This window comes from Streptomyces sp. SYP-A7185 (assembly GCF_046103685.1).
Taxonomy (GTDB): Bacteria; Actinomycetota; Actinomycetes; order Streptomycetales; family Streptomycetaceae; genus Streptomyces.
This window is the reverse complement of record NZ_CP122310.1, coordinates 6,034,499-6,060,031: the sequence shown is the minus strand read 5'-3', so window position 1 is coordinate 6,060,031 and position 25,533 is coordinate 6,034,499. Positions and strand designations below refer to the sequence as shown.

The following is a 25,533-nucleotide window of genomic DNA, read 5'->3' as shown; positions in this document are numbered from 1 at the left end:
GGAGCGCTAGCGATCGGCCCGGCCGGGCACGAAGCAGCTATGCACCCCCAATCCCCGGAGCGGCGACGCCTCTTCGCCGATCAGGCACGGTCCGCGCGGCCCGATCTCGCGCTGCTGTGCCTGCTGATCGGCGCGGAGGCCGACCCGGATCTCGACGACGCGGGCCTGCGCGCGGCGCCGCGCATCCTCGACCGCCTCGCCGGCCAGCTGGCGGAGCTGCTGACCGACGACCGGACCGGCGGCCCCCGGTCCTGGGCGCTCGCGCTGGCCGAACTGCTCGGCGCGCGGTACGGGTTCAAGGGCAGGCCCGGCGAATACCAGCACCTTCGTTCCGCGCTGCTGCACGAGGTGCTGCGGCGGCGCAGAGGCCTGCCGATCCTCCTGTCGGTGGTGTGGATCGAGGTCGCGCGGCGCGCGGGCGTCCCCGTCCACGGGGTGGCCCTGCCCGGCCACTTCGTGGTCGGCTTCGGCGCGCGGGAGGAACAGGTACTCGCCGATCCGTTCGCGGGAGGGCGCGTCCTGTCCGCCATGGACGCGGAGCTGCTGGTGGCGGGGGCCACGGGCGCGCCGCTCGTGCCGTCGATGCTGAGCCCCGCCGGGCCCCTCGACATCGTCCTGCGCGTCCTCAACAACATCCGGGCGTGGGCGGCGGCCCGCCCCGAGCGCTCGGACGTCGCGCTCTGGGCCGTCGAACTCTCCCTGCTGCTGCCCGCCCACTCCGACCGGCTGCACTACGACCGGGCCCAACTGCTCGTCCGGCGCGGCGACTTCCTGGCGGGCGCCCTGGAGATCGAGACGTACGCCGACGCCCTGGCCGCCACGGACGAGGCGGCGGCGGTGCGGCTGCGCCAGGAGGCACACGGGGCGCGGGCGATGCTGAACTGAGGCCCGGCAGCCGGTGGTTCAGAGCCAGCCCTTGTCCCGGGCCACCTTGACCGCTTCGGCGCGGTTGCGCACGGCGAGCTTCTGGATGGCCGTGGAGAGGTAGTTGCGGACCGTGCCCGCGGAGAGGTGCAGGGCCGTGGCCAGCTCGGCGTTGGTCGCTCCGTCGGCCGCGGCGCGCAGGACCTCGCGCTCGCGGTCGGTCAGCGGGTTCGCGCCCCCGGCGAGGGCCGCCGCGGCGAGCGTGGGGTCGATGACCCGCTCCCCCGCGAGGACCTTGCGGACCGCGTCGGCGAGCTGGGCCGCGGGCGCGTCCTTGACGAGGAAGGCGTCGGCGCCCGCTTCCATGGCGCTGCGGAGGTAGCCGGGCCGGCCGAAGGTGGTGAGCACGACGATCTTCACCTCCGGCAGCTCCGCGTGGAGTTCGGCCGCGGCCTCGATGCCCGTGCGGCCGGGCATCTCGATGTCGAGGAGCGCCACGTCCACCGCGTGCTCGCGGGCCGCCGCGAGGACCTCGTCGCCGCGGGCCGCCTGGGCGACCACCTCGATGTCCGGCTCAAGACCGAGGAGCGCCGCCAGCGCCTCGCGGACCATCGACTGGTCCTCGGCGAGGAGCACCCGGACGGCGGGGCTCCCGCTGTTCGTACTCATGCGGAGGATCCTAGGGGTGAAGATCCCCGGGCGGACGCGCCGTTGCCGATGTCACCGCCTTCGCCCCTGGCCTCGCCCGCGCCGACGCCCAGCGGCACCCGGGCCGTGAGCCGGAAGCCGCCCCGGGTGCCGGGCCCCACGTCGACGGCGCCGCCGGCCGCCTCCACCCGCTCGGTCAGGCCGGTGAGGCCGTTGCCCCGGGCGGCGGAGGAACCGCCCCTGCCGTCGTCCTCCACGGACAGCTCGACGACCGGCCCGTCCAGGGTGTGCCGTGACGTGAGCGCCACCGTGCAGCGGCGCGCACCGCTGTGCCGCACGACGTTCGTCACCGCCTCGCGCAGCGCCCAGGCCAGCGCCGTCTCCCCCTGCTCGGCGGGCAGCGCGCCGGGCACCTCCAGGGGTACGTCGGCCTCGACACCGGCGGCCGTCAGCGCCGTACGGGCGCCCGCGAGCTCACCGGCCAGGGTGCGCCTGCGGTAGCCGGAGACCGCCGCGCGCACGTCCACCAGGGCCTGGCGGCTGACCTGCTCGATGTCCGCGACCTGGGCCGCGGCCTTGTCGGGGTGGTCCGGGAGCATCCGCCCGGCCAGCTCGCTCTTGAGCGTGATGAGGGAGAGCGAGTGCCCCAGCAGGTCGTGCAGGTCCCGGGCCAGCCGCAACCGCTCCTCGTTCGCCGCCAGTTGGGCGACGGTGGCCCGCGCCTGGCGCAACTGGATGGTCGTCCGCACCAATTGGCGTACGCCGGTCATCGCGAAGCCGACGAGGAGGGTCAGCACCGCGAGGCTGCCGAGCAGGTCCTTGACGCTGTCGGTGCGCAGCCCCACGGCGACCATGACGCCGGTGACGGCCGGGATGACCCACGTCGCGTGCCACAGCGGAAGGACGGCCCCGGCGGAGACGGCCACGTACACGAAGAGTCCGAGCCAGGCCGTGCCGAAGGCGAACGAGAGGACGATCGCGAGCGCGAGCAGCACGGCGAACGACGCGTGCACCACGCGCCACTCGGACACCTTGGAGGTGTAGCGGAAGACCAGGGTCAGATAGCAGCACACGAAGGCGGCGAGGCCGAGCCAGCCGAACGCCTTCGCCGCGGCGCCGCGCTCCGTGCCCAGCAGGTCCTGCACCGGACCGGCCAGGAAGACCAGCCAGATGCCGATCCAGAGCACCTTGGTGAGGACTTGCCGGCGGCCGGACGCCGGGTGCCCGAAGGTGTCCATCGGATGCGCCCGCTCGGAGCGGTCGGTCTCGTTCACGCCTTCGATGTGTCCTTCCGGTACAGCCGTGCGGCGCCGCCCGCGAAAAGGACGAAGTACCCGGCGAGGAGCGCGATGTCCCTCGCGTGCGGGGCGTCGCCCGGTTCGATGGCCTGTCCGAGGGCAGCGTACGCATGGGTCGGCGGCCAGGCTGGTCGCCAGGTGGCCGATGGCCGGGCCGAGCGCCGCCAAGCAGAGGCTGCCGGCCCAGATCGCGCCGGTCACAGCCGGCCCACCCAGCCGTTCTCGCGCTGCTTGGCGATGCGCTCGCTGTCGCCCATGAGGACGGCGGTGAGGGCGTCGGCGGCGCGGACGTCGCCGTAGCTCTTGCTCGCCGTGTCGAAGCTCACCGCGGTGGCGGGCGGTGCTGCGGTCGTCGTCATGCGCCCCATCGTCGCGGGGGGCGGGGCGGTGGCGGCAGTGTCGTGTGTGCCGGCTCCGGGATGACAGATGTCATGCCGCGCCGGACGAGAACCGGGCGGCCCCACAGGAGGGGGCCGCCCGGCGTCGCGTGGAGGTCAGCGCATCAGCTGGCGTTGGTCTCGATCACTCCGACCCGCTTGGCCGGCGTCTTGCCGATGAGCGCCTTGTTCATCGCGGCGGCCACGTCCGTCGGCTGGACCGGGGTCTTCTCGCCGTTGCCGCGCTGGATGAGGATGCCGTCGAAGACGTTGCCGTAGAGCTTCTTGAGCTCGACGGTGTTGTAGTGCACCTGGAGGGTGCCGTTCTTGAGCACCTTCGTCTCCAGGACCTTCGGCAGCGACTTGGCCGGGCCGAACGGGATCGAGGCGGTGCCCGCCTTGATGGTCACGTTGGCCGACATGGCGGGCTTCGCGAAGCGCGTCATGAACTTGTCGACCTCGGCGTTCGGGACGGTCGGCTTGCGGGTCGTGACGGGCACCTCGACCGTACCGGCACTGCCGGTCTCGACCTGCTTCTTGTACGCGTCGGACACGGCCTTCGTGGAGGCGTCGACGTCGATGCCGTTGCCCGCCTTGCCGTACACGGGCACGGCCTTGCCGGGCACGAACTTGACCGTGCCCTCCTTGGCCGTGCCGGAGCCGCCCGCGGCGCGCTCCAGGGCGGCCGCCAGCTTCTCCTCGTCCACGGGCATGACCGGCTCGGCGACGCGCGCGCCGCCGAAGAGCGACCCGATCACCGACACGGGGTTGTAGTCGCTGCCCGCGGCCTCGCGGACGGTCGCCTGGCTGTCCAAGGTCAGACCCGCCTGGTCCGGCTTGAGCGAGACCGTCTCGCCGTCGACCGACAGCTTCAGGGGCTTGGCGACGCGCTGGCCGATCGCCGCGTCGAGCTTCTTCACGGCCTCGTCGCGCGTGCCGCCGCCGATGTCGACGCCGAGCACGGTGGTGCCCTTCGGCACGTCGGCGTGGTTCATCAGGAGACCGGCGCCGTAAGCACCGCAGGCCACGACGACCACGGCGACGGCCACCAGGACGAGCTTGTTGCGCCCCTTCTTCTTGGCCGGGGCCGCGGCGGCGGGCACGTTCGGCTGCACCGGCTCGGGCAGCTTGGGCGGGGTGTGCGGCAGGGGTCCGTCGCCCTGCGGGCCCGCGGCGAACGGCGAGTTCTGCGCGGGCGGTACGACGGGGATACCGCTGGTGAGGGTGTCGCCCGAGACGTTGGTGCCGGGGGTCGGCGCGCTGGGGCCGCCGGGGATGGAACCGGGGCCGCCGTGGACCGGGCCGCCGCCGGGGCCCTGGAGGGGGCCGGCCTTCTGCGGGGTGAGGATGGCGGTGTCGTCGCCCAGGACGGGCGCGCCCGCACCCGAACGGGCGGCGGGGTTGCCGGAATTGGCGGGTTTGCCGGGATTGGCGGCATGGGGGCGATTGCCCGGACCACCCGGATTGCCCGAGAAACCCGAATTGCCTGTGTTGCTCGTGCTGCCTGTGTTGCCGGGAACACCCTGGTTCGGCGAAGCCATCGGGTTCGCGCGGCCCGCCGGGTTGGCCGGGTCGGACGGACCGGACGGACCGGCGGGCTTGGCCGCCATGGGGCCTTCGCCGGTCATCGGTCCGCTGGTCGGACCGGACGGTCCGCGGCCGTCGTCGCCCGCGCCGCCTCCGGAGAAGTACGGCAGGTCACCGCGCTGCGCGTCGCCGCCCTGCGGCGCACCCGTGCCGAGCGGGCCGGACGCCACGGCGCCGGACACGTCGAAGGAGCCCGTACCGGAGCCGTTCGATCCCTGGCCGAGGGTCCCGGACGTGCCGTTCCCGCCGGCTCCCCCGCCGCTCTTGCGCGGCGCGAACCAGTCGCTCGTCTTCTCCTCCGCCGGAGCGGAGGGCGTCTGCGGCCCGGCGGAGGACGGTCCGGCGGGCGCGGAGCCCGCGGCGGGCAGCCCGGCGGAGCCGGGACCGCCCGCGCCGTTCGCGGATCCCGGGCGCGCCGTGGCGTCCCCGCCGTCGGACCCGTCCGACGAACGGCCCGCGTTCAGTGGACGGGACGCACCGGGGTCGGTGTCCACGACGGGCGTGCGCATGACGACCGGGGGGATGGGCCGCGATCCGGGGATGTTGATCCGGATGCGCGTGGTCAGCGTGGTCTCGGTCTTGGGCTCGTCGGGCCGCCCCTCGGCGGGCTGCCGCTGTGCGCCGTCCGCGGCGCCGTCCGACGCGGCACCCTGCGCGGGGGAGCCGTACGGCGGCGTCCCCGAGGGGTAAGCGGCTCCACCGCGCCCCTGGGGCCCGGAGGACGAACTGTCAGTTTCACGACTCAAGGCAGGTTCTCCCGGTTGGCTCCACCGCCCGTGCTCCCCGCGCGGAGGGGGATTCCCCCCGGCCGGAGGCTGGGGGAGGCTCGGCGGCGCGCACCACCATACTGGCCGCCGTCCGCACTCATCCTGTGACCGCCGTCAAACCCGGGCAGGACACGGGCTGAAGTGGTACGTCACTTGCCAAGTCGGGCGGCGGGCCCGGCTGGTTGCGGTCGTACGCCGAGGGTGGCACACATCACAGCGACCGCCATCCCGCCGAGCAGGAAGGCGTACGAGCCGAGTCCCGCGCCGAAGAGGAAGTCCCCCTCGGGCCGGGTGGCCGTGAGCAGCATGACGGAGACGAGCCAGCCCGCCGCCGGCGCCACCGCCCCCGCTCTGGTGCCGAAGAGGCGCACCCCTCCGTAGAAGAGCCCCGCGGCCCCCAGGAGCGCGAGCAGCAACCCGCCCGGGAACCAGCCCCCTTGGACGAGCGCACCGGCGGTGCCGATGAGCGCCCCCAGCACGAAAAGCCCTGCGTACGAGGCGAGACGGCCGAAGTTGAGCGGCTGGGCCAGGAAGCCGCCGCCCGGCGGCGGGGCCGCGGAGGACGAGCCGGAGCCCGGCGTGGACGTGGCACGCGAACGAGTGCTCATCGCGGCGTCACCCCTTCGTTTCCCGTGCCCGCAGGTCCCGCGGCTCCCGCAGGTCCCGCGGCTCCCGCAGGTCCCGCGGCTCCCGCGAGCCCCGCGAACAGATCCGTCTCACGTCCGCCGTCCACCGCACCTGCCTCTCCTCGCACCAACTCGTAGTACTCCACGTCGAAGACCGGCTGCGCGAGCCCGTTCGACAGGACGAAGAGCGGACCCTGCACCTCGATCTGGGTGGCGTGCGCGCGCATCGCCGCGGCCTTCGCCCGCGCGTGGGCCGTTCCGTCGATCTCCGTCGTGATGCGTTCGTCGTCCGTCACACCGGGCACGTCCGCGGGCACGCCGGGGGTCGTGAACGACGTGTGCCGCAGGGCACCCGCCATCCACCGGAACCGCTCTTCGACGACCGAGCGCGGCGCGCGGTTCCAGTAGATCTTGTCGATGGTGTGCGGTGCGCCGAGATCGGCGCGGAAGGCGCTCTCGGCCGCGAGGTCCGCGGCGCGCATCGCGACCCGGTGGGCCTGGATGTGGTCGGGGTGGCCGTACCCGCCGTCCGGGTCGTACGTCACGAGCACCTGGGGCCGCACCTCGCGGATCACCTCGACGAGGTGCGCGGCGGCTTCGTCGAGATCGGCGGACCAGAAGGCGCCCGGGCGGTGGTTCTGCTCGATGCCCATCATCCCGGAGTCGCGGTAGCGGCCGGTGCCGCCGAGGAAGCGGTGGTCGGTGACCCCCAGCTCCTTCATCGCGGCGGCCAGCTCGCCGATGCGCCGCGGACCGAGCGCGTCCTCGCGGTCGGGCGCGAGATGGGCGAGGTCGGGCGGGATGACCTCGCCCTCCTCGCCCAGCGTGCAGGTCACCAACGTGACATGGGCGCCGTCGGCCGCGTACTTGGCCATCGTCGCGCCATTGTTGATCGACTCGTCGTCGGGGTGCGCGTGCACGAGCAGCAGACGCCGGGCGGGCAGTTCCGTCATGGGACCACCCTACGAGCACCCCGCGCACCGGTCGGAACGTGCTGCGCTCCGACCGGAACGTGGTGCGCGCGGATCAGAAGCGGATCAGAACTTGATGTCGCCGATCATCCCCGCCACGTTCGTCGTCAGCTCGTTGATCGTCGGGGCGATGGAGGAGCTCGCCAGATAGAAGCCGAGCAAGACACAGACGATCATGTGGCCCGCTTTCAACCCTGACTTCTTGACCAGCAAGAAGACAATGATCGCCAGCAGCACCACCGCCGAAATCGAGAGTGCCACGGCGGCTCACCTCCAAGTCCCAGACCCTGCACCAGTGCGGACGCCAGCAGGTACATACCCACTAAGCGCTACGGATCATAACTATCCGTGGGTCCGCATGACTCGGAGCATGGCAGCACAGGGGGGCGCATGCCCCATAGGCTCGGAGGATGACCACCGAGACGCCCGGAACCGCCGGGCCCGCCGAGAGTCACGCGCCGCGGCTCTCCTTCCCCCGCCTGCACGCCCGCACGCAACGCTTCACTCTCGGTGCGCCCCGCGCGTTCACGGTGGCGCCGGACGGGTCCCGCGTCGCCTTCCTGCGCTCGCCGTCGGGCACGGACCGGGCGAACCAACTCTGGGTCCTCGACCTGGCGGACGGCGCCGCCGAGCGGGTGGCGGCCGACCCCCGGGCCCTGCTGAAGGGCGCCGTCGAGCGGCTCTCCGCCGAGGAGCGGGCCCGCCGTGAGCGCAGCCGCGAGGGCGGCGCGGGCATCGTGGGCTACGCGACGGACGCGGCGGTGGAGCTCGCCGCCTTCGCGCTCTCCGGGCGGCTCTTCGCCGCGGAGCTGCGGGTGGGCACGGCGCGCGAACTGCCCGCCCCCGCGCCGGTGATCGACCCGCGCCCCTCGCCCGACGGGCGCCACATCGCGTACGTCGCCGGCGGCGCCCTGCGGGTGACGGGCGCGGACGGCGAGGGTGACCGGGCGCTGATCGAGCCGGAGCCGGACTCCGTCGAGAGCCAGACCGTGACGTACGGCCTCGCGGAGTTCATCGCGGCCGAGGAGATGCAGCGGTCGCGGGGCTTTTGGTGGTCTCCGGAGTCGGACCGGCTGCTGGTCGCGCGCGCCGACGACGCTCCGGTGCGGCGCTGGTGGATCGCCGACCCCGCGCACCCGGAGACGGAGCCCGCGCGGGTGGCGTACCCGGCGGCGGGCACGGCCAACGCGGACGTACGGCTCTTCGTCGTCGACCTGGACGGCACGCGCACCGAGGTGACGTGGGACCGCGCCCGCTATCCGTACCTGGCGCGGGTGCACTGGTCGGCGGCCGGGGCGCCGCTGCTCCTCGTCCAGTCGAGGGACCAGCTCAGCCAGCTCTATCTGGCGGTGGACCCGGACGACGGGTCGACCCGGATGGTGCACGCGGAGGAGGATCCGCAGTGGCTCGAACTCTTCCCGGGCGCGCCGTCCTGGTCCCCCAGCGGGCGTCTCGTGCGGATCGTGGACGAGGGCGGCGCGCGGGTGCTCGCGGTGGGCGAACGCCCGCTGACGGGCCCGCAGCTGCATGTGCGCGCGGTGCTCGACGTGGCCGACGACGACGTGCTCGTCTCGGCGTCGGCGGGCGCGGCGGCCGCGGCTCCGGAGACCGGCGAGGTGCACGTCTACCGGGTCAACGAGCTGGGCGTCGAGCGGGTCTCCGCCGAGCCGGGGGTGCACTCGGCGGTGCGCGCGGGCGGCCTCACGGTGCTCGTGTCGGCCACGCCGGGTGAGGCGGGCTCCCGGATCCAGGTGCTGCGTGACGGCAAGCAGGTGGCCGTCATCGCCTCGCACGCGCGCCATCCGGGGCTCACCCCGCGCGTGACGTTGACCGAGGGGGGCGCACGCAAGATCCCGTGCGCCGTCCTGCTCCCCACGGACTACCAGGAGGGTTCGGGCCCCCTGCCCGTGCTCCTCGATCCGTACGGCGGCCCGCACGGCCAGCGGGTCCTCGCGGCCCACAACGCGTACCTCACGTCCCAGTGGTTCGCCGACCAGGGTTTCGCGGTGGTCGTCGCCGACGGCCGGGGCACCCCGGGCCGCTCCCCCGCCTGGGAGAAGGAGATCCGCCGGGACTTCACGCTGACCCTGGACGACCAGGTGGACGCGCTCCAGGGCCTGGCCGCCGACCATCCGCTCGATCTGGAGCGGGTGGGCATCCGGGGCTGGTCCTACGGCGGCTACCTCGCCGGGCTCGCGGTCCTGCGCCGCCCCGACGTCTTCCACGCGGGGGTGGCGGGGGCGCCGGTGACGGACTGGCACCTGTACGACACGCACTACACCGAGCGGTACCTCGGCGACCCCGGGGAGGACCCGCAGGCGTACGCCCTGAGCTCGCTGGTGACCGAGGAGGGCCTGGTGGCGCCGGAGGGCCCGCACCGGCCGCTGATGATCGTGCACGGCCTCGCGGACGACAACGTGGTGGTGGCGCACGCCCTGCGGCTGTCGTCGGCGCTGCTCGCCGCGGGCCGCCCGCACGAGGTCCTGCCGCTCTCCGGGGTGACGCACATGACCCCGCAGGAACAGGTCGCGGAGAACCTGCTGCTGCTCCAGGTCGACTTCCTGAAGCGCTCGCTGGGCCTCCCCCGCCCCTGACCCCGGCAAGACGACCGGCCGGGGCGACATGGCTTGCCCCGGCCGGTCTACGGCACCCGCACGGCCGTACGTTCCTCAGCCTGCCGGGTGTGTGTGGCGGGACGGGGTCGCCGGGGTTGCCCGTATGTTTCCTTGCCGCTCGGCGCCGGCCTCGCCGGGCTACGGCACCACCTGCTTCTCCTCCGCGAAGTGGCAGGCCGAGTCGTGGGCCGCGGGGCCCGTGACGTCCCGGAACTCCGCGGGGACGGCCAGGACCGGGACCTCCAGGGCGCAGCGTTCCCGTGCCTTCCAGCACCGGGTGCGGAAGCGGCAGCCCGAGGGCGGGTTCGCCGGGGACGGCACGTCCCCGCTCAGGATGATCCGCTCGCGGTGGTCGCGCGCCTCGGGGTCGGGCACCGGCACCGCCGAGAGCAGCGCCTGCGTGTACGGGTGCGTCGGGTGTTCGTAGATCTCGTCCTCGGAGCCGATCTCGACGATCCGGCCCAGGTACATCACGCCGACCCGGTCGGAGATGTGCCGCACGATCGACAGGTCGTGGGCGATGAACACGTACGACAGGTCGAACTCGTTCTGGAGCTGGTCCAGGAGGTTCACCACCTGCGCCTGCACCGAGACATCGAGGGCCGAGACCGGCTCGTCGGCCACGATGATCTCGGGCCGCAGCGCGAGGCCACGCGCGATGCCGATGCGCTGGCGCTGGCCGCCGGAGAACTGGTGCGGATAGCGGTTGATGTACTCCGGGTTCAGCCCGACCACGTCGAGCAGTTCCTGCACCTTCTGCCGCCGCGAGCCCTTCGGCGCGACCTCGGGATGGATCTCGTACGGCTCCCCGATGATGTCGCCGACCGTCATGCGGGGGTTCAGCGAGGTGTAGGGGTCCTGGAACACCATCTGGATGTTGCGCCGCACGGCCTTCAGCGCGCGCCCGGACAGCTTGGTGATGTCCTCGCCCTTGTAGCGGATCTCGCCCGCCGTGGGCCGCTCCAGGTTCACCAGCATCTTGGCGACCGTCGACTTGCCGCAGCCCGACTCCCCCACGATGCCGAGCGTCTCGCCCCGGCCGAGGTCGAAGTCGACGCCGTCCACGGCCTTGACCGCACCCACCTGCTTGCGGATGACGATGCCCTGGGTGAGCGGGTAGTGCTTGACCAGACCCCGCACCTGGAGGATCGGCTCACGGCCCGACGCCGAGCCGTGCGCGGCGAACTCGCTCTCGGCCCGCGCCTTGTGCATCAGCTGCCGCGCCGTCTCGCCCTCCTCCTCCAGCTGCCTCTTGCTGACGTGCTCACCGTGCGGCATCGAGCGTCTCCTTCCAGAAGTGGCAGGCGCTCCTGCGGTCGGCGGCCAGACCCTCGTACGCCACCTGGTGGAGCGGCGGCACGTCGGTCCTGCACACGTCCTGGGCCATCGGGCAGCGGGGGTTGAAGGCGCAGCCCGGCGGGATGTTCATGAGGTTGGGCGGCAGGCCCTTGATCGCGTAGAGCTCCTGGCCCTTCTGGTCGAGCCGGGGGATCGACTCCAGGAGGCCGCGCGTGTACGGGTGCGCGGGCGCCTTGTAGATCTCGTGGACGGGGGCCTTCTCGACGATGCGGCCCGCGTACATGACGGCGATGGTGTCGGCGACGTCCGCCACGACGCCCAGGTCGTGGGTGATGAGGATCAGGCCCATGTGCAGCTCGCGCTGGAGCTCGGCCAGGAGGTCCATCACCTGGGCCTGGACGGTGACGTCCAGGGCGGTGGTCGGTTCGTCGGCGATGATCAGCGAGGGTTCGAGCGCCATCGCCATGGCGATCATGATGCGCTGGCGCATGCCGCCGCTGAACTGGTGGGGATACTGCCCGACGCGTTCCTTCGCGGCCGGGATGCGCACCCGGTCCATCAGCTCGACGGCCTTGGCCTTGGCGTCCTTGCGGGACATCCCCTGGTGGACCACGTACATCTCGCCGAGCTGCTGGCCGACGCTGAGCACGGGGTTCAGGGACGACAGGGCGTCCTGGAAGATCATCGCCATGCCGGCGCCGCGCGTCCTGCGCCGCTCCTCGGGCTTGAGCTTGAGGAGGTCCTGGCCCTTGAAGAGGATCTCGCCGCCGGTGATCTTGCCGGGCGGCATGTCGAGGATGCCCATGATGGCCTGCGCGGTCACGGACTTGCCGGACCCGGACTCGCCGAGCACGGCGAGCGTCTCGCCCTCGCCGACCGTGTAGTCGACGCCGTTGACGGCCTTGGCCACGCCGTCCCGGGTCCGGAACTCCACGTGCAGGTCGCGCACTTCGAGCAGCTTCGCTGTGCCGGGCGCTCCGGATGCGGACGCCTCGGATGCCACGGTTGCCATGGGCGCCTACCTCAGCTTGGGGTCGAGGGCGTCGCGCACCGCGTCGCCGAGCATGATGAACGCGAGCACGGTGATCGCAAGCGCTCCGGCGGGCCAGAGCAGCATGTGCGGGGCGTTGCGGATGTACTGGGAGGCGGCCGAGATGTCGATGCCCCAGCTGACGGTCGGCGGCTTCAGACCGACGCCGAGGTACGAGAGGGTCGCCTCCAGGGCGATGTACGTGCCGAGGGCGATGGTGGCCACGACGATCACCGGGGCGACCGCGTTCGGCGCGATGTGCCGCAGCAGCATCCGCGAGTTGGAGGCCCCGAGCGCGCGGGCCGCCTGGACGTAGTCGTTCTGCTTGGCGGTGATGACCGACCCCCGGGCGATGCGCGAGAGCTGCGGCCAGCCGAGCAGGACCATGAAGCCGATCACCGGCCAGACGGTGTTGCTGGTGACGACCGACAGGAGCACCAGGCCGCCGAGCACGACGGGGATGGCGAAGAAGACGTCGGTGATGCGGGAGAGGATCGCGTCCCAGAACCCGCCGAAGAAGCCCGCGAGACCGCCGAGCACACTGCCCAGGATCGCGACGCCGAGCGTGGCGCAGACGCCGACGGTGACCGAGGCGCGGGCGCCGTACACGGTCCGCGTGTAGACGTCGCAGCCCTGGCCGTCGAAGCCGAAGGGGTGCCCGGCGGCGGAGCCCTTCTGGGCGTTGGAGAGATCGCAGTCGAGCGGGTTGCCGGAGGCGATCGCGGACGGCCAGAGGGAGATGAAGACGAGGAAGAGGATGATGAGGCCCGAGATGATGAAGACCGGGTTGCGCCGCAGCTCGTGCCAGGCGTCGGACCACAGGCTGCGGGCCGGGGACGAGGGGCCGGTGCCCGCCGGTCCCCCGGGGGTCTTCTCCAGCGTCGCCCCCTCGGTCGCCGCGAGGTCCATCGCGCCGCCCGCACCGGTCGGGGCGATGGCTCCGTCTGGCTCTCGGGGTTCAGGCATAGCGGATCCTCGGGTCGAGTACGGCGTACAGGAGGTCGACGATCAGGTTGGCCACCAGGAAGACCAGGACGAGGACGGTCACGAAGCCGACGACGGTCTGGGTGCTCTGGCGGAGGATCCCCTGGTAGAGCTGGAAGCCGACGCCGTGGATGTTGAAGATCCGCTCGGTGACGATCGCGCCGCCCATCAGGGCGCCGATGTCCGTGCCGATGAAGGTGACCACCGGGATGAGTGAATTGCGCAGCAGGTGCCGGGTGATGACGCGGCGCCTGGGGAGCCCCTTCGCGATGGCCGTACGGACGTAGTCGGCGCGGCGGTTCTCGGCGATGGAGGTCCGGGTGAGCCGGGTGACGTAGGCCAGGGACACCGAGGCGAGCACGAGCCCCGGCACGATGAGTTCGTTGACCGGTGCCTCCGAGGAGACGGAGGGTTTGATGACGCCCCATTCGACGCCGAGCAGCAGCTGGAGCAGCAGGCCGGTGACGAACGTGGGGATCGCGATGACGACGAGCGTCAGGAGCAGGACCACGGTGTCGATGGGCCGCCCGCGCCGCAGTCCGGTCACCACGCCCAGGGAGATGCCGATGACGATCTCGAAGACGATCGCGACGAGCGTCAGGCGGATCGTGAGCGGGAAGGCCGTCGACATCAGCTCGGTGACCTTCTGGCCGTTGAAGGCCGTGCCGAAATCACCGGTGAAGACATTGCCCATGTAGGTCGCGTATTGCTGCCACACGGGTTTGTCGAGGCCGAACTCCTTCTTCAGCTGGGTGGCCGTCGCGGGGTCGCACTTTCGGTCCCCGCACAGTCCCGCGATGGGGTCGCCCATCACGTTCACCATCAGGAAGATCAGCAGCGTGGCGCCGAAGAAGACCGGGATCATCTGCAGCAGACGCCGGATCACATAACGTCCCATGAGGGGCTCCGGAAGTAATGGGAGCGGTCGTCCGGCGCGCGACGCCGGACGACCGCTCCCTGGGCCTCAGCTGACCTTGATCTCGTTGTAGACCGGGACGCTGAACTGGTTCAGGGCCACGTCGGAGATCTTCTCCGAATAGCCGGCGCTGCCGTTCTGGTACCAGAGCGGAATGACCGCCATCTGGTCGGCGAGCACCTTTTCGGCGTCCTGGAACGTGGAGACGGCCTTCTTGGTGTCGGTCTCGGCGTTGGCCTTGTCGACGAGCTCGTCGAATTCCTTGTCGGACCACTTGCCGTCGTTGGACGGGGCGTCCGTGTAGTACAGCGGCTGGAGGAAGTTCTGGATCAGCGGGTAGTCCATCTGCCAGCCCGCGCGCCAGGCGCCGTCCAGCTTCTGCTGGGAGGCCTTGCTGCGGAAGTCGGCGAAGGTGCCGACCGGGCTTCCGACGCAGGACTTGTCGTTTCCGAGGGCCTTGTTGATGGAGTTGCAGACCGCGTCGACCCATTCCTTGTGCGAGCCGGTGTCCGCGTTGTACGTGATCTTCAGCGTGCCGCCGGGGATGCCGCCGCCGTCCGCGATCAGCTTCTTGGCCTTGGCCGCGTCGTACTTGCAGGGGTCGCCGCAGAGGCCGGACTTGTAGCCGCCGGCCTCGCCGAGCACCGGGGACGTCCAGTCGGTGGCCGGGGTGCGGGTCTTCTGGAAGATGGTCTCGGTGATCTGCTCGCGGTTGATCGCCATGGAGAGTCCCTGCCGGACCTTCTCCGTTCCCGCCTTCGACCACTTGCTGTCGTAGAAGGGGAAAGCGAGCGTCTGGATGATGCCGGCCGGGGTGTTGATGTAGCGGTCACCCAGGTCGTTCTTGGCGTTCTTGAGCTGGGACGCGGGAACGTCGTCGACGAGGTCGAGGTTGCCCGCCATCAGGTCCGTGTAGGCGGTGTTGTTGTCGGTGTAGACCTTGAGGTCCACGCCGCCGTTCTTCGCCTTGTCGTCGCCCTTGTAGTCGTCCCACTTCCGCAGGGCCATCTTGGAGCCCTTGTCGTACGAGTCGACGGTGTACGGGCCGTTTCCGACGGGCTTGGCGAGCCAGGCGTCGTGGTCGTCGTAGAACGCCTTGGGCAGGGGCGCGAATGCCGGATAGCCGAGGGTCTTGGGCCAGGTGGAGAACTTCTGCGTGAGCTTCACCGTGAAGCTGGTGTCGTCGACGACCTTGAGGCCGGAGAGCTTGTCGGCGGTGGCGTCGCCCTTCTCCGGGTGGACCTTGTCGTAGCCCTCGATGTAGCCGAAGAAGTAGGCGTTCTTCTGGTTGTTCTTCAGATGGGCGCCGTAATTCCAGGCGTCGACGAAGGACTTCGCGGTGACCTTTTCGCCGTTGCTGAACGTCCACCCGTCCTTGATCTTCACGGTGAAGTTCTGCGAGTCCTTGGTGTCGATCTTCTCGGCGATCATGTTCTTGGCCTCGCCGGTCTTCGGGTCGTACCGCATGAGACCCCGGAAGATCATGTCGAGCACCTTGCCGCCCTGCACCTCGTTGGTGTTGGCGGGCTCCAGCGGGTTCTGCGGATCACCCCAGGAGGACCCCACGATCCCGGAGCCGTCGCCGCCACCGCCGCCGCTGTCCCCGCCTCCGCCACAGGCAGTCGCCGCGAGCGCGACGGTCACCGCACATGCGGCCCACTTGGCGTGCGTGGCTCCACGCATGGAGAGCCTCCCTTTTCAGACCTAAGCCTCACTTAGGCCCAAATACACCCCAATGCCGGGCGCCGCGCATCTTGATGGGGTCTTTCCGGGGGAGCCGACGCGATAACCTCCACCGCCGCCGCGTCAGTCCCACCCCTCCACCTCGACCTCCACCACGGAGACCCACTCCCGCCAGCGCTCGACCGTCACCCGCAGCCGTGACGAGGACGCGGTGGTGCCGGACCAGTAGGGGGTCACCCCCTCCGTCTGCTCCCGCAGGCCGCATTCGGTCAGCGTCCGGCGCAGGAGCGAGACCTCGTCCGCCGCGACGGACACACGGTCGTACTCGGTGACGCGCTGCCGGGCCCCGGCGTCCTTCTCGCTGTAGTACTCCGTGCCGTACTGGACCTGGCCGGGCGCCTTCCCCGCGGTGTGCGAACCCGGGCAGCTGTTCTCGAAGCCCACCCGCGGCAGTGGCAGATCCGGCATCTCCTCCTCCATGCCCTTCCAGTGCCACTTCGCGTCCTGCGGCATCAGCTCGGGCGACAGCAGGCGCACGACCCCGCCCACCTTGAACGGGTTCTTCGTCGGCGTGACCGCGGGCCTCACCTCCCTGCCGTCGCCGCCTCCTCCGCCCGAGACCGCACCCCACGTCAGCGCGCCCGCGAGCACCGCCGCGACAGCCGCTCCCCCAGCCGCCCGCCGCCGCACGGTCCGCCTGCCGCCCCGCGCCCGCAGCTCCGCGCCGCTCGGCATCCGTACCGTCACGTCGTCCAGCAGCTCTTCGACCTCAGCCATGGTGGGCCGCCCCTTCCGCGGTGAAAGCAGTCCTGTCGGTCAGGCGCTCCCCCAGCGCCTTGCGGGCCCGGCTCAGCCGGGTGCGCACCGCCCCGTTCGACGCGCCCGTCTCCCGGGCGACCTGTTCCACGGGGAGGTCGAGCAGGTGATGCAGCACCACCGCCCGGCGCTGCTGCGGCGGCAGCTCACGCAGCGCCGCGAGCAGGGCCACCCGGTCCGCGGAGAGCTCCGGGGCGTCGGGCGCGACACCGTGCCTGAGCTGCGCCCGCAGCCGGTTCCTGGTCCGGCGCCAGGTACTGATGGCGAGCCGCGAGGCCACCGTCCGCACCCACGGCAGCGGATCCCCTTCCCGCGTCAGCCGCTCCCACCGCTGCCACGCCCGTACGTACGCCTCCTGCACCGCGTCCTCCGCCTCCGCCAGATCACCGGTCATCGCGTAGACCGCGGCGACCATCCTCTTGGCGGTGGCGGCGTAGAACGCGTCGAACTCCTGCGCGTGGTCGGTGGCCTGGTCGGGCCCTTCCGGTCGCTGCGTCATCGTCCCCCGTCCGTCCCTAGGTCATCTCCTGACACCTTCACGCCCGGCGGCGCCCAGACGTTACGCGCGAAAATGGGGACGCCCGGAACCTGGTGGTTCCGGGCGTCCCCATTGCGTACGGCCATGAGCCGGGGCAGAGCTACGCCGCGTGCACGACGTCCTTCTCCTCCGCGAAGTGACACGCCGACTCGTGGGCCGCCGGGGTGTCCTGGCCCGCGAAGCGCTGCGGGATCGCGAGCAGCGGGGTCTCCTCCGCGCACTTCGCCTCCGCCTTCCAGCAGCGGGTGCGGAAGCGGCAGCCCGAGGGCGGGTTCGCGGGGGACGGCACGTCACCGGTGAGGATGATGCGCTCGCGGCCCTCGCGGGCCTCCGGGTCCGGCACCGGCACGGCGGAGAGCAGCGCCTGCGTGTACGGGTGCGTCGGGTGCTCGTAGATCTGCTCGTCGGAGCCGATCTCCGCCATCTTGCCGAGGTACATCACGCCCACGCGGTCCGAGATGTGCCGGACGATCGACAGGTCGTGCGCGATGAAGAGGTAGGAGAGGTTGAACTCGTCCTGGAGCTTCTCCATCAGGTTGATGACCTGGGCCTGGACGGAAACGTCCAGGGCCGAGACCGGCTCGTCGCAGATGATGATCTCGGGGTTCAGGGCCAGACCGCGGGCGATGCCGATGCGCTGGCGCTGACCGCCCGAGAACTGGTGCGGGTAGCGGTTGATGTACTCCGGGTTCAGGCCCACCACGTCCAGGAGGTCCTGGACCTTCTGGCGGCGCGAGCCCTTGGGAGCCACCTCGGGGTGGATCTCGAAGGGCTCCCCGATGATGTCGCCCACCGTCATACGCGGGTTGAGCGAGGTGTACGGGTCCTGGAACACCATCTGGATGTTGCGGCGGACCGCCTTCAGCGCGCGCCCGGACAGCTTGGTGATGTCCTGGCCCTTGTAGAAGACCTCGCCGGCCGTGGCACGCTCCAGCGTCATCAGGAGCTTGGCGACCGTGGACTTGCCACAGCCGGACTCGCCCACGATGCCCAGCGTCTCGCCCTGGTAAAGGTCGAACGAGATGCCGTCGACCGCCTTGACCGCGCCGATCTGCTTCTTGATCAGGATTCCCTGCGTGAGCGGGAAGTGCTTGACCAGGTTGCGGACCTGGAGGATCGGCTCGCCGCGCCCGACCGGCGCCTCGATGGCCGCGACGGCCTCCTCGGCGGTGGCCGCGTCGACCGTTTCCACCTCGGAGACGTTCGGGGTCGCGTCCTGAGGCTCGCCCGTCTTCTTGAGCTCAGCCATGGATCGTCTCCTTCCAGAAGTGGCACGCGCTGCCGCGGCCCGGCAGTTCCGCGCCGTCCCGCTCCGTCACCTGCACCAGCGGCGGGACGTCCGTACGGCAGATGTCCTCGGCCTTGGGGCAGCGCGGGTTGAAGGCGCAGCCCGACGGGATGCGGAGCAGGTTGGGCGGCAGGCCCTTGATCGCGTAGAGCTCCTGGCCCTTCTGGTCGAGCCGGGGAATCGACTCGAGCAGACCGCGCGTGTACGGGTGCGCGGGGCGCTTGTAGAGCTCGTGGACCGGCGCCGTCTCGACGATCCGGCCCGCGTACATCACCGCGATCTTGTCCGCGACGTCGGCGACCACGCCGAGGTCGTGGGTGATCAGGATCAGGCCCATGTTGTACTCGCGCTGAAGGTCCGCCAGCAGGTCCATGACCTGCGCCTGGACCGTCACGTCGAGAGCCGTGGTGGGCTCGTCCGCGATGATCAGGTCGGGTTCGAGGGCGAGCGCCATCGCGATCATGATGCGCTGGCGCATACCGCCGGAGAACTGGTGCGGGTAGTCGTTCACCCGCTCCTTGGCGGCCGGGATCTTCACCCGCTCCATGAGCTCGACGGCCTTGGCCTTGGCTTCCTTGCGGCTGAGCCCGTCGTGCACCCGGAACATCTCGCCGAGCTGGTAGCCCACCGAGAGCACGGGGTTGAGGGACGAGAGCGCGTCCTGGAAGATCATCGCGATCTTGCGGCCGCGGATCTTCCTGCGCTCCTCGCCGGACATCTTCAGCATGTCCTGGCCCCGGAACAGGATCTCGCCCTGCGGGATCTTGCCGGGCGGCATGTCGAGGATGCCCATGATGGCCTGGGCCGTCACGGACTTGCCGGAACCGGACTCACCGAGGACGGCGAGCGTCTCGCCCGCGTCCACGCTGTAGTTGACGCCGTTGACTGCCTTGACCACACCTTCGCGGGTGTGGAACTCGACGTGCAGGTCCCTGACGTCCAGGAGCCTGCCGCTCTTTTCCTCGCCCGAGCGGGGGGCGGGAACCGAGTCTTCCTTGATGTCGATGCTGGTCATTTACGCCTCCCTCAGCGCAGCTTCGGGTCGAGGGCTTCGCGTACGGCGTCGCCGAGCATGATGAACGCCAGCACGGTCATGCTGAGCATCCCGGCGGGGAAGATCAGCGTGTGCGGGTTGTTCCGGATGTCGCTGAGGGCGTCGGAGATGTCGCCGCCCCAGGAGAGCGCGTCGTCACCGAAGCCGAGGCCCAGGTAGGACAGCGTCGACTCGGCGACGATGTAGGTGCCGAGCGCGATGGTCGAGATGACGATGACCGGGGCGATGGCGTTCGGCAGGATGTGCCGGAAGAGGATCCGCTTGGTGTCCGCTCCGAGGGCACGTGCCGCCACCACGTAGTCCGAGTGCTTCGTCGTGATCACCGCACCGCGCATGACGCGGGCGATCTGCGTCCAGCCCAGGAAGGCCAGCGCGCCCGTGATCACCCAGACGTTGCGCTCGGTGAAGGCGTTCAGGACGACCATGGCGCCGAGCAGGAACGGGATGCCGAAGAACACGTCGATGAGCCGGGACAGCAGGCTGTCCCAGAATCCGCCGAAGTATCCGGCGAGCATGCCGACCAGGCCGCCGAAGAGGGTGACCAGGATGGTCACGCCGAGGCCGACCATGATCGAGTTACGTGCGCCGTACACCACGCGGGCGTAGATGCTGCGCCCCTGGCGGTCGTAGCCGAACCAGTCCGGCTGGAAGACGTGACCGAGGTTGGGCTTCTGGAGGAAGTGGTTCGTCAGGTCGCCTGAACTCGGACTCGCGCTGGTGAACAGACCGGGGAAGGCCGCCACGAGCAGCAGCACCAGGATGAGCGCCGACGAGATGAGGAACAGCGGCCTGCGGCGCAGATCGCGCCAGGCGTCGTCCCAGAGGCTGCGCGGCTTGCCGGGCGCCTCGCCCGCGTCGGCGACGGCGGCCACGTCCGCGGCGATGACGGCCTGGTCGTCCGTGGCTGCGGTCTTGGTGATGTCAGGCATAACGGATCCTCGGGTCCAGGACCGCGTAAAGCAGGTCGACGAGCAGGCTGGCGAGGAGGTACACGAGCACCAGGACGGTGACAACTCCGACGATGACGGCTCCCTCGCGCTGGAACAACGCTCGGTAGAGCAGATTTCCGACGCCGGTCACGTTGAAGATGCCCTCGGTGATGACCGCGCCACCCATCAGGGTGCCGATGTCCGTGCCGAGGTAGGTGACCACCGGGATCAGCGAGTTGCGCAGCAGGTGCCGGGTGATGATCCGCTTGCGCGGCAGACCCTTGGCGACAGCCGTACGGATGTAGTCCGCCTGCCGGTTCTCGGCGATGGAGGTGCGGCTGAGCCGCGCCACGTACGCCAGACCGACGAGGCCGAGCACGAGGGCCGGCAGGATCAGCTCGCCGAAGTTCTCCGAGTCCTGGACCGTCGGCGTCACCCAGCCGAGCTGGTTGCCGAAGATCAGCTGGAGGAACAGGCCGAACACGAAGATCGGCACGGAGATCACGAGCAGCGTGAAGAGCGTCACAGAGTTGTCGAGGATGCGTCCTCGCTTCACCCCGGCCAGTACGCCCAGGCTGATGCCGACGACGAGCTCGAACGTCCAGGCCATGGCGGCGAGCCGCGCGGAGACCGGGAAGGCCTGCGTGATCTCGTCGAGGATCGGCCGGTTACCGGCGATGGTGTTGCCGAAATCGCCCTGCAGCAAACCGCCCATGTAGTGGAAATACTGCTGCCACAGCGGCAGATCGAGCCCGCGGTCGTGCTTGATCTGCGCCACCTGTGCAGGGTCTGGCGGCTTGTCTCCCCAGAGTGCCGCGACCGGGTCGCCGGGCAGCACGTTGACCATCAGGAAGATCAGCAGGGTTGTCCCGATGAAGACCGGGATCATCTGGAGCAGTCGCCTCGCGACGTAACGCCCCATGGTGGTGCCTCCGTCCATTGCGGAGCCGTCCGTGAAGCGACGCCCGGGATCGCCGGGCGTCGCTTCACGGATACGGAACTCCGGCGACTGCTACTTCTCGAAGACCTCGACCTCGGTGAGGATCGGGTCACCGGCCTGGTCGAACTCGATCTTCTTCACGTTGTTCGAGTACGCGGAGAGCGTCTTGTTGTACCAGAGCGGAATGCCCGGGAAGGTGTTGACGAGCTGCTTCTCGGCCTCGCCGTACAGCTTCGCGGACTCGTCGATCGTCTTGGCCGCGTCGGCCTTCTTGGTCAGCTCGTCGAACTTCTTGTCCGAGAAGCCGCCCTTGTTGCCGTCGACGTTCGTGCCGTAGAGGTCGGCGAGGAAGTTGCCGTTGAACGGGTAGTCGAGCACCCAGCCGGAGCGGTACATCGACTTGACCTTCTTCTGGTCACGGATCTCCGTGTCCGCCGCGAAGTCGGTCACCGGGTCGCCGACGCACTTGACGCCGGTCGCGTTGGTGATCGAGTTGCAGACCGCGACGACCCAGTCCTTGTGCGGCTGGTCCGCGTTGTACTGGATCTGGATCTTGTTGCCGGGAACGCCGCCGCCGTCCTTGATGGACTGCTTGGCCTTCTTGGCGTCGAACTTGCAGAACTCGCCACAGGCGTCGTTCTGGTAGCCCTTGACGCCCTTGGCGACCCAGCCGGTGGCCGACTCACGCGTGCCGTTGAACACCGTCTTGGCGATGGTGTCGCGGTCGATCGCCATCGACAGGCCCTGGAGGACCTTGACGTCGACGTCCTTCCACTGCTTCGTGTAGAAGGCGAAGTTGACCGTGTTGATCGCCGAGAAGTCCTGCTCGATGGCGCGGTCGCCGAAGTCCTGCTTGAAGTTGGCGATCTCGCTGTTCGGCACGATCGGCATGGAGTCGACGTTGTCCGACTTCAGGTCGGCGTACGCGGCCGTGTCCTTGTTGTACGCCTTGAAGTTCACGCCGCCGTTCTTGGGCTTGTTGGAGCCCTTGTACTGCGGCCAGGCGGTGACCTGGATCGACTTCTTGTGGTCCCAGCTCTTGAACTTGTACGGACCGTTGCCGACCGGCTTCTCGCCGTAGCCCTTCGGGTCCTTCAGCGCGCCCGAGGGCAGCGGGTAGAAGGGCGCGTAGACGAGCTTGTACGCGTAGTACGGGATGCCCGAGTTCAGCGTGATGGTGAAGGTGTTGTCGTCGACGACCTTCAGGCCGTCCATGGCCTTCGCCTTGGCCTTGCCCTTCTCCGGGTGGACCTTGTCGTAACCGACGATGTCCCGGTACCAGGCACTGTTCTGCTGGCCGTTGGCCGGGTCTGCGGCCCAGTTCCAGGCGTCCACGTACGACTTGGCGGTAACGGCCTCACCGTTGTGGAACTTCCAGCCGGGCTTCAGCTTGACGGTCCACACCTTCGAGTCCTTGTCGGGGGTGACCGACTCGGCGTTCTCGTAGGTGATGTTGCCCTGCTTGTCGTAGTGGACCAGGCCCGTGAAGAGCGAGTCGATGACGACGCTGCCGTACGCCTCCATGGTGTTGGAAGGCTGCAGGGCGTTCTGCGGCTCGCCGTTGGCGTAGCTGACGATCCCCTTGGGGTCGACCTTGCCACTGTTGCCGCTGTCGCTGTCGCCGCCGCCGCAGGCCGTTGCCGTCAGCGCCACGACACCCGCTATCGCGACCCACTTGGCGCTCTTGGCACCACGCATGGGGTTCCTCCTCATGAGTCCACTTGTTCACTACAAGAGGGGGTACAAGAAACCGCGCCGACACCCCTGACGGCGCGTAGATCGAAGTACCCCAGTGTGCTCGTGAGTCGGCGCTCCCCACAGCGCGTGACCCATTGACCCGAGCTATACGCGGTCAACTATTAGCCATGAGGTACCGCCCGACCACACTCTTTTGGTCTCGGTTCAATCACACCTGGTGCGTACAACTTCCAAAATCCGGACAAACCGATCCGAGATAGATGGTTGCGAAACGGACGTGTTACACATCTAACGGTCAACGGTGTCCGTATTCCGGACAGATGGCTCAGGAAAACGGGTTGCGGCGGGCCGTGCGGAAGACCGCTCGTGACGCTTCTCGTGACGCTTTCGGAGGCGAAGGCGCGGACGCGCGTAGATGCGCGGAGAGTCGCGACGGCGGGGGAACGATACGGAACCGTCACCCCCGGAGGCCTGGGCCAGCGTAGTGCCGCTGAGGCCCCCGCACAGGGGTATCCCCCGCAGACGCGCGAGAGGCCGGCCTCCGCTTCTCCCCGGGGAGAGGCGGAAACCGGCCTCGGATGCCGAATTCGCCGGGCGTCTGCGGCAGTTGAGCGAGCCCGAGGTTTTAGCCGGGCTTTGCCGCGGCCTTAGCCGTGCTTGGCGCGCGAGGCGGTGCGGCCGCGCTGCTTCTGGTCCAGGACGACCTTGCGGATGCGCACGGTCTCCGGGGTCACCTCGATGCACTCGTCGTCGCGGCAGAACTCGAGCGACTGCTCCAGGGAGAGCTTGCGGGCGGGCACGACGTTCTCGGTCGTGTCCGCGGAAGCCGCACGCATGTTGGTGAGCTTCTTCTCCTTGGTGATGTTCACGTCCATGTCGTCGGCGCGCGAGTTCTCGCCGACGATCATGCCCTCGTACACCTCGGTGCCGGCCTCGGTGAAGATGACACCGCGCTCCTGGAGGTTGACCATGGCGAACGGCGTGACCGAGCCCGAGCGGTCCGCGACGAGCGAGCCGTTGTGACGGGTGCGCAGATCGCCGAACCACGGCTCGTGGCCCTCGAAGATCGAGTGCGCGATGCCGGTGCCGCGGGTCTGGGTCAGGAACTCCGTACGGAAGCCGATGAGGCCGCGGGACGGGACGATCCACTCCATGCGGATCCAGCCGGAGCCGTGGTTGGTCATCGTCTCCATGCGGCCCTTGCGGGTCGCCATCAGCTGCGTGATGGCGCCGAGGTGCTCCTCGGGCGAGTCGATCGTCATGCGCTCGATCGGCTCGTACGTCTTGCCGTCGATCTGCTTGGTGACGACCTCGGGCTTGCCGACGGTCAGCTCGAAGCCCTCGCGGCGCATCTGCTCGACCAGGATGGCGAGCGCGAGCTCACCACGGCCCTGGACCTCCCAGGCGTCGGGACGCTCGGTGTCGAGGACACGGAGCGAGACGTTGCCGATGAGCTCCTTGTCCAGACGGTCCTTCACCTGGCGGGCGGTGACCTTGTGGCCCTTGCCGCCCTTGCCGACGAGCGGCGAGGTGTTGGTGCCGATGGTCATGGAGATCGCGGGCTCGTCGACCGTGATGAGCGGCAGGGCGATCGGGTTCTCGGGGTCGGCGAGGGTCTCGCCGATCATGATGTCCGCGATACCGGCGATGGCACAGATGTCACCGGGGCCCGCCTTCTCGGCGGGCTTGCGGGTGAGCGCCTCGGTCATCATCAGCTCGGTGATGCGGACGTTGGACTGCGTTCCGTCGCGCTTGATCCACGTGACGGTCTGACCCTTGCGCAGCTCGCCCTGCTCGACACGGCAGAGAGCGATACGGCCGAGGAAGTTGTCGGCGTCCAGGTTCGTGACGTGAGCCTGGAGCGGCGCGTCCTCGTCGTACTCCGGAGCCGGGACGGTGTCCAGGATCGTGGAGAAGAACGGCTCGAGGTTCTCGCTGTCGGCCGGGACGGTGCCGTCCTCCGGCTTGGTCAGCGAGGCGACGCCGTCACGGGCGCAGGCGTAGACGATCGGGAACTCGATCTGGTCCTCGTCCGCGTCGAGGTCCAGGAAGAGGTCGTACGTCTCGTCGACGACCTCGGCGATGCGCGAGTCGGGACGGTCCGTCTTGTTGATGCACAGGATGACCGGCATCTTGGCCGCGAGGGCCTTGCGGAGCACGAAGCGGGTCTGGGGCAGCGGACCCTCGGAGGCGTCCACGAGGAGCACCACCGCGTCCACCATCGACAGGCCGCGCTCGACCTCGCCACCGAAGTCGGCGTGGCCGGGGGTGTCGATGATGTTGATGGTGATGACGTCGCCGCCATCCTTGGGGTGGTACTTGACGGCCGTGTTCTTGGCCAGGATCGTGATGCCCTTCTCACGCTCCAGGTCGTTCGAGTCCATCATGCGGTCGTCGAGGGACTCGGCTGCGTGCGCGGCGAAGGAGCCGGCCTGCTTGAGCATGGCGTCGACCAGGGTGGTCTTGCCGTGGTCGACGTGGGCGACGATGGCAACATTACGAATGTCATGGCGCGTGGGCATACGAGCTGCGCTTCTCCCGGGAAGAGTGGATGGCCGCGCGTACGGTCTGGCACGCGTGCCCTGCCGGGCAGAACACGCCACGG

Annotated in this window: 21 protein-coding genes and 1 pseudogene; 2 read left to right on the top strand and 20 right to left on the bottom strand. The window is 69.9% G+C overall.

The genetic code is table 11. The features are described 5' to 3' along the window. Positions 1-39: 39 nt before the first annotated feature. Positions 40-885, top strand: a complete 846-nt coding sequence (locus QBL25_RS26690) for a transglutaminase family protein (protein ID WP_409059504.1) — start codon at positions 40-42, stop codon at positions 883-885. Positions 886-903: 18 nt separating this feature from the next. On the opposite strand, the gene QBL25_RS26685 is transcribed toward QBL25_RS26690, so the two are convergent. From QBL25_RS26685 to QBL25_RS26655, 7 genes and pseudogenes are all read right to left on the bottom strand, one after another. After that, positions 904-1,533, bottom strand: a complete 630-nt coding sequence (locus QBL25_RS26685; protein WP_409059503.1) for a response regulator — start codon at positions 1,531-1,533, stop codon at positions 904-906. Beyond that, positions 1,530-2,750, bottom strand: coding sequence for a sensor histidine kinase (locus tag QBL25_RS26680; RefSeq protein WP_409062790.1), 1,221 nt, complete (start codon positions 2,748-2,750; stop codon positions 1,530-1,532). The genes QBL25_RS26685 and QBL25_RS26680 overlap by 4 nt, the downstream gene beginning before the upstream one ends. A gap of 32 nt (positions 2,751-2,782) precedes the next feature. After that, a pseudogene (locus tag QBL25_RS26675) lies at positions 2,783-3,085 on the bottom strand (ABC transporter permease); the annotation flags it as partial. A gap of 227 nt (positions 3,086-3,312) precedes the next feature. Then, positions 3,313-5,520, bottom strand: a complete 2,208-nt coding sequence (locus QBL25_RS26670) for a hypothetical protein (protein ID WP_409059502.1) — start codon at positions 5,518-5,520, stop codon at positions 3,313-3,315. Between the two features lie 170 nt (positions 5,521-5,690). Further along, positions 5,691-6,149, bottom strand: coding sequence for a DUF6113 family protein (locus QBL25_RS26665; protein ID WP_409059501.1), 459 nt, complete (start codon positions 6,147-6,149; stop codon positions 5,691-5,693). After that, positions 6,146-7,120: an N-acetyl-1-D-myo-inositol-2-amino-2-deoxy-alpha-D-glucopyranoside deacetylase gene (gene mshB, locus QBL25_RS26660; protein ID WP_409059500.1), complete on the bottom strand. Its 975-nt coding sequence runs from the start codon at positions 7,118-7,120 to the stop codon at positions 6,146-6,148. Before mshB ends, QBL25_RS26665 begins: the two co-directional genes overlap by 4 nt. Before the next feature lie 84 nt (positions 7,121-7,204). Next, entirely contained in the window at positions 7,205-7,399 is a 195-nt protein-coding gene (locus QBL25_RS26655; RefSeq protein ID WP_344521425.1) for a hypothetical protein, read from the bottom strand. A 149-nt stretch (positions 7,400-7,548) separates the two neighbouring features. On the opposite strand from QBL25_RS26655, the gene QBL25_RS26650 reads away from it, so the two are divergent. Continuing rightward, positions 7,549-9,732: a prolyl oligopeptidase family serine peptidase gene (locus QBL25_RS26650; protein ID WP_409059499.1), complete on the top strand. Its 2,184-nt coding sequence runs from the start codon at positions 7,549-7,551 to the stop codon at positions 9,730-9,732. A gap of 159 nt (positions 9,733-9,891) precedes the next feature. Here QBL25_RS26650 and QBL25_RS26645 read toward each other — a convergent pair whose 3' ends face one another. The 13 genes from QBL25_RS26645 to typA form a co-directional block, all read right to left on the bottom strand. Beyond that, positions 9,892-10,965 (bottom strand): ABC transporter ATP-binding protein, encoded by a 1,074-nt coding sequence (locus QBL25_RS26645; RefSeq protein ID WP_409062789.1) that lies wholly within the window; start codon positions 10,963-10,965, stop codon positions 9,892-9,894. A 52-nt stretch (positions 10,966-11,017) separates the two neighbouring features. Beyond that, positions 11,018-12,064: an ABC transporter ATP-binding protein gene (locus tag QBL25_RS26640; RefSeq protein ID WP_409059498.1), complete on the bottom strand. Its 1,047-nt coding sequence runs from the start codon at positions 12,062-12,064 to the stop codon at positions 11,018-11,020. 6 nt (positions 12,065-12,070) lie between these two features. Beyond that, positions 12,071-13,048 (bottom strand): ABC transporter permease, encoded by a 978-nt coding sequence (locus QBL25_RS26635; RefSeq protein ID WP_409059497.1) that lies wholly within the window; start codon positions 13,046-13,048, stop codon positions 12,071-12,073. Further along, positions 13,041-13,964, bottom strand: coding sequence for an ABC transporter permease (locus tag QBL25_RS26630; protein WP_365861848.1), 924 nt, complete (start codon positions 13,962-13,964; stop codon positions 13,041-13,043). The genes QBL25_RS26635 and QBL25_RS26630 overlap by 8 nt, the downstream gene beginning before the upstream one ends. A gap of 66 nt (positions 13,965-14,030) precedes the next feature. Then, positions 14,031-15,665 carry an ABC transporter substrate-binding protein gene (locus tag QBL25_RS26625; protein ID WP_409059496.1) on the bottom strand — a complete coding sequence of 545 codons (1,635 nt, stop codon included), beginning with the start codon at positions 15,663-15,665 and terminating at the stop codon, positions 14,031-14,033. 123 nt (positions 15,666-15,788) lie between these two features. Next, positions 15,789-16,442, bottom strand: coding sequence for a hypothetical protein (locus tag QBL25_RS26620; RefSeq protein ID WP_409059495.1), 654 nt, complete (start codon positions 16,440-16,442; stop codon positions 15,789-15,791). Next, entirely contained in the window at positions 16,435-16,980 is a 546-nt protein-coding gene (locus QBL25_RS26615; RefSeq protein WP_409059494.1) for a SigE family RNA polymerase sigma factor, read from the bottom strand. Before QBL25_RS26615 ends, QBL25_RS26620 begins: the two co-directional genes overlap by 8 nt. Positions 16,981-17,119: 139 nt before the next feature. Then, positions 17,120-18,268 carry an ABC transporter ATP-binding protein gene (locus QBL25_RS26610; protein WP_409059493.1) on the bottom strand — a complete coding sequence of 383 codons (1,149 nt, stop codon included), beginning with the start codon at positions 18,266-18,268 and terminating at the stop codon, positions 17,120-17,122. Beyond that, on the bottom strand, positions 18,261-19,322 hold the full coding sequence (locus QBL25_RS26605; protein ID WP_409059492.1) for an ABC transporter ATP-binding protein: 1,062 nt from the start codon (positions 19,320-19,322) through the stop codon (positions 18,261-18,263). The genes QBL25_RS26610 and QBL25_RS26605 overlap by 8 nt, the downstream gene beginning before the upstream one ends. Positions 19,323-19,333: 11 nt before the next feature. Beyond that, positions 19,334-20,290: an ABC transporter permease gene (locus tag QBL25_RS26600; RefSeq protein WP_409059491.1), complete on the bottom strand. Its 957-nt coding sequence runs from the start codon at positions 20,288-20,290 to the stop codon at positions 19,334-19,336. After that, the gene (locus QBL25_RS26595) at positions 20,283-21,212 is read right to left on the bottom strand and encodes an ABC transporter permease (protein ID WP_409059490.1); all 930 of its coding nucleotides are present in this window, start codon (positions 21,210-21,212) and stop codon (positions 20,283-20,285) included. The genes QBL25_RS26600 and QBL25_RS26595 overlap by 8 nt, the downstream gene beginning before the upstream one ends. 90 nt (positions 21,213-21,302) lie before the next feature. Continuing rightward, a complete protein-coding gene (locus tag QBL25_RS26590; RefSeq protein WP_409059489.1) occupies positions 21,303-22,928 on the bottom strand; it encodes an ABC transporter substrate-binding protein in 1,626 nt (541 codons plus the stop codon). Positions 22,929-23,575: 647 nt separating this feature from the next. Then, entirely contained in the window at positions 23,576-25,450 is a 1,875-nt protein-coding gene (gene typA, locus QBL25_RS26585) for a translational GTPase TypA (protein ID WP_409059488.1), read from the bottom strand. Positions 25,451-25,533 lie beyond the last annotated feature (83 nt).

What these genes read in the sequence shown, in the direction of transcription:
- QBL25_RS26680 (WP_409062790.1), bottom strand. Translation starts at nt 2,750, where the DNA reads ATGGACACCTTCGGGCACCCGGCGTCCGGCCGCCGGCAAGTCCTCACC.
- typA (WP_409059488.1), bottom strand. Translation starts at nt 25,450, where the DNA reads ATGCCCACGCGCCATGACATTCGTAATGTTGCCATCGTCGCCCACGTC.
- mshB (WP_409059500.1), bottom strand. Translation starts at nt 7,120, where the DNA reads ATGACGGAACTGCCCGCCCGGCGTCTGCTGCTCGTGCACGCGCACCCC.
- QBL25_RS26590 (WP_409059489.1), bottom strand. Translation starts at nt 22,928, where the DNA reads ATGCGTGGTGCCAAGAGCGCCAAGTGGGTCGCGATAGCGGGTGTCGTG.
- QBL25_RS26620 (WP_409059495.1), bottom strand. Translation starts at nt 16,442, where the DNA reads ATGGCTGAGGTCGAAGAGCTGCTGGACGACGTGACGGTACGGATGCCG.
- QBL25_RS26615 (WP_409059494.1), bottom strand. Translation starts at nt 16,980, where the DNA reads ATGACGCAGCGACCGGAAGGGCCCGACCAGGCCACCGACCACGCGCAG.
- QBL25_RS26610 (WP_409059493.1), bottom strand. Translation starts at nt 18,268, where the DNA reads ATGGCTGAGCTCAAGAAGACGGGCGAGCCTCAGGACGCGACCCCGAAC.
- QBL25_RS26685 (WP_409059503.1), bottom strand. Translation starts at nt 1,533, where the DNA reads ATGAGTACGAACAGCGGGAGCCCCGCCGTCCGGGTGCTCCTCGCCGAG.
- QBL25_RS26635 (WP_409059497.1), bottom strand. Translation starts at nt 13,048, where the DNA reads ATGCCTGAACCCCGAGAGCCAGACGGAGCCATCGCCCCGACCGGTGCG.
- QBL25_RS26665 (WP_409059501.1), bottom strand. Translation starts at nt 6,149, where the DNA reads ATGAGCACTCGTTCGCGTGCCACGTCCACGCCGGGCTCCGGCTCGTCC.
- QBL25_RS26600 (WP_409059491.1), bottom strand. Translation starts at nt 20,290, where the DNA reads ATGCCTGACATCACCAAGACCGCAGCCACGGACGACCAGGCCGTCATC.
- QBL25_RS26650 (WP_409059499.1), top strand. Translation starts at nt 7,549, where the DNA reads ATGACCACCGAGACGCCCGGAACCGCCGGGCCCGCCGAGAGTCACGCG.
- QBL25_RS26645 (WP_409062789.1), bottom strand. Translation starts at nt 10,965, where the DNA reads ATGCACAAGGCGCGGGCCGAGAGCGAGTTCGCCGCGCACGGCTCGGCG.
- QBL25_RS26690 (WP_409059504.1), top strand. Translation starts at nt 40, where the DNA reads ATGCACCCCCAATCCCCGGAGCGGCGACGCCTCTTCGCCGATCAGGCA.
- QBL25_RS26625 (WP_409059496.1), bottom strand. Translation starts at nt 15,665, where the DNA reads ATGCGTGGAGCCACGCACGCCAAGTGGGCCGCATGTGCGGTGACCGTC.
- QBL25_RS26640 (WP_409059498.1), bottom strand. Translation starts at nt 12,064, where the DNA reads ATGGCAACCGTGGCATCCGAGGCGTCCGCATCCGGAGCGCCCGGCACA.
- QBL25_RS26595 (WP_409059490.1), bottom strand. Translation starts at nt 21,212, where the DNA reads ATGGGGCGTTACGTCGCGAGGCGACTGCTCCAGATGATCCCGGTCTTC.
- QBL25_RS26605 (WP_409059492.1), bottom strand. Translation starts at nt 19,322, where the DNA reads ATGACCAGCATCGACATCAAGGAAGACTCGGTTCCCGCCCCCCGCTCG.
- QBL25_RS26630 (WP_365861848.1), bottom strand. Translation starts at nt 13,964, where the DNA reads ATGGGACGTTATGTGATCCGGCGTCTGCTGCAGATGATCCCGGTCTTC.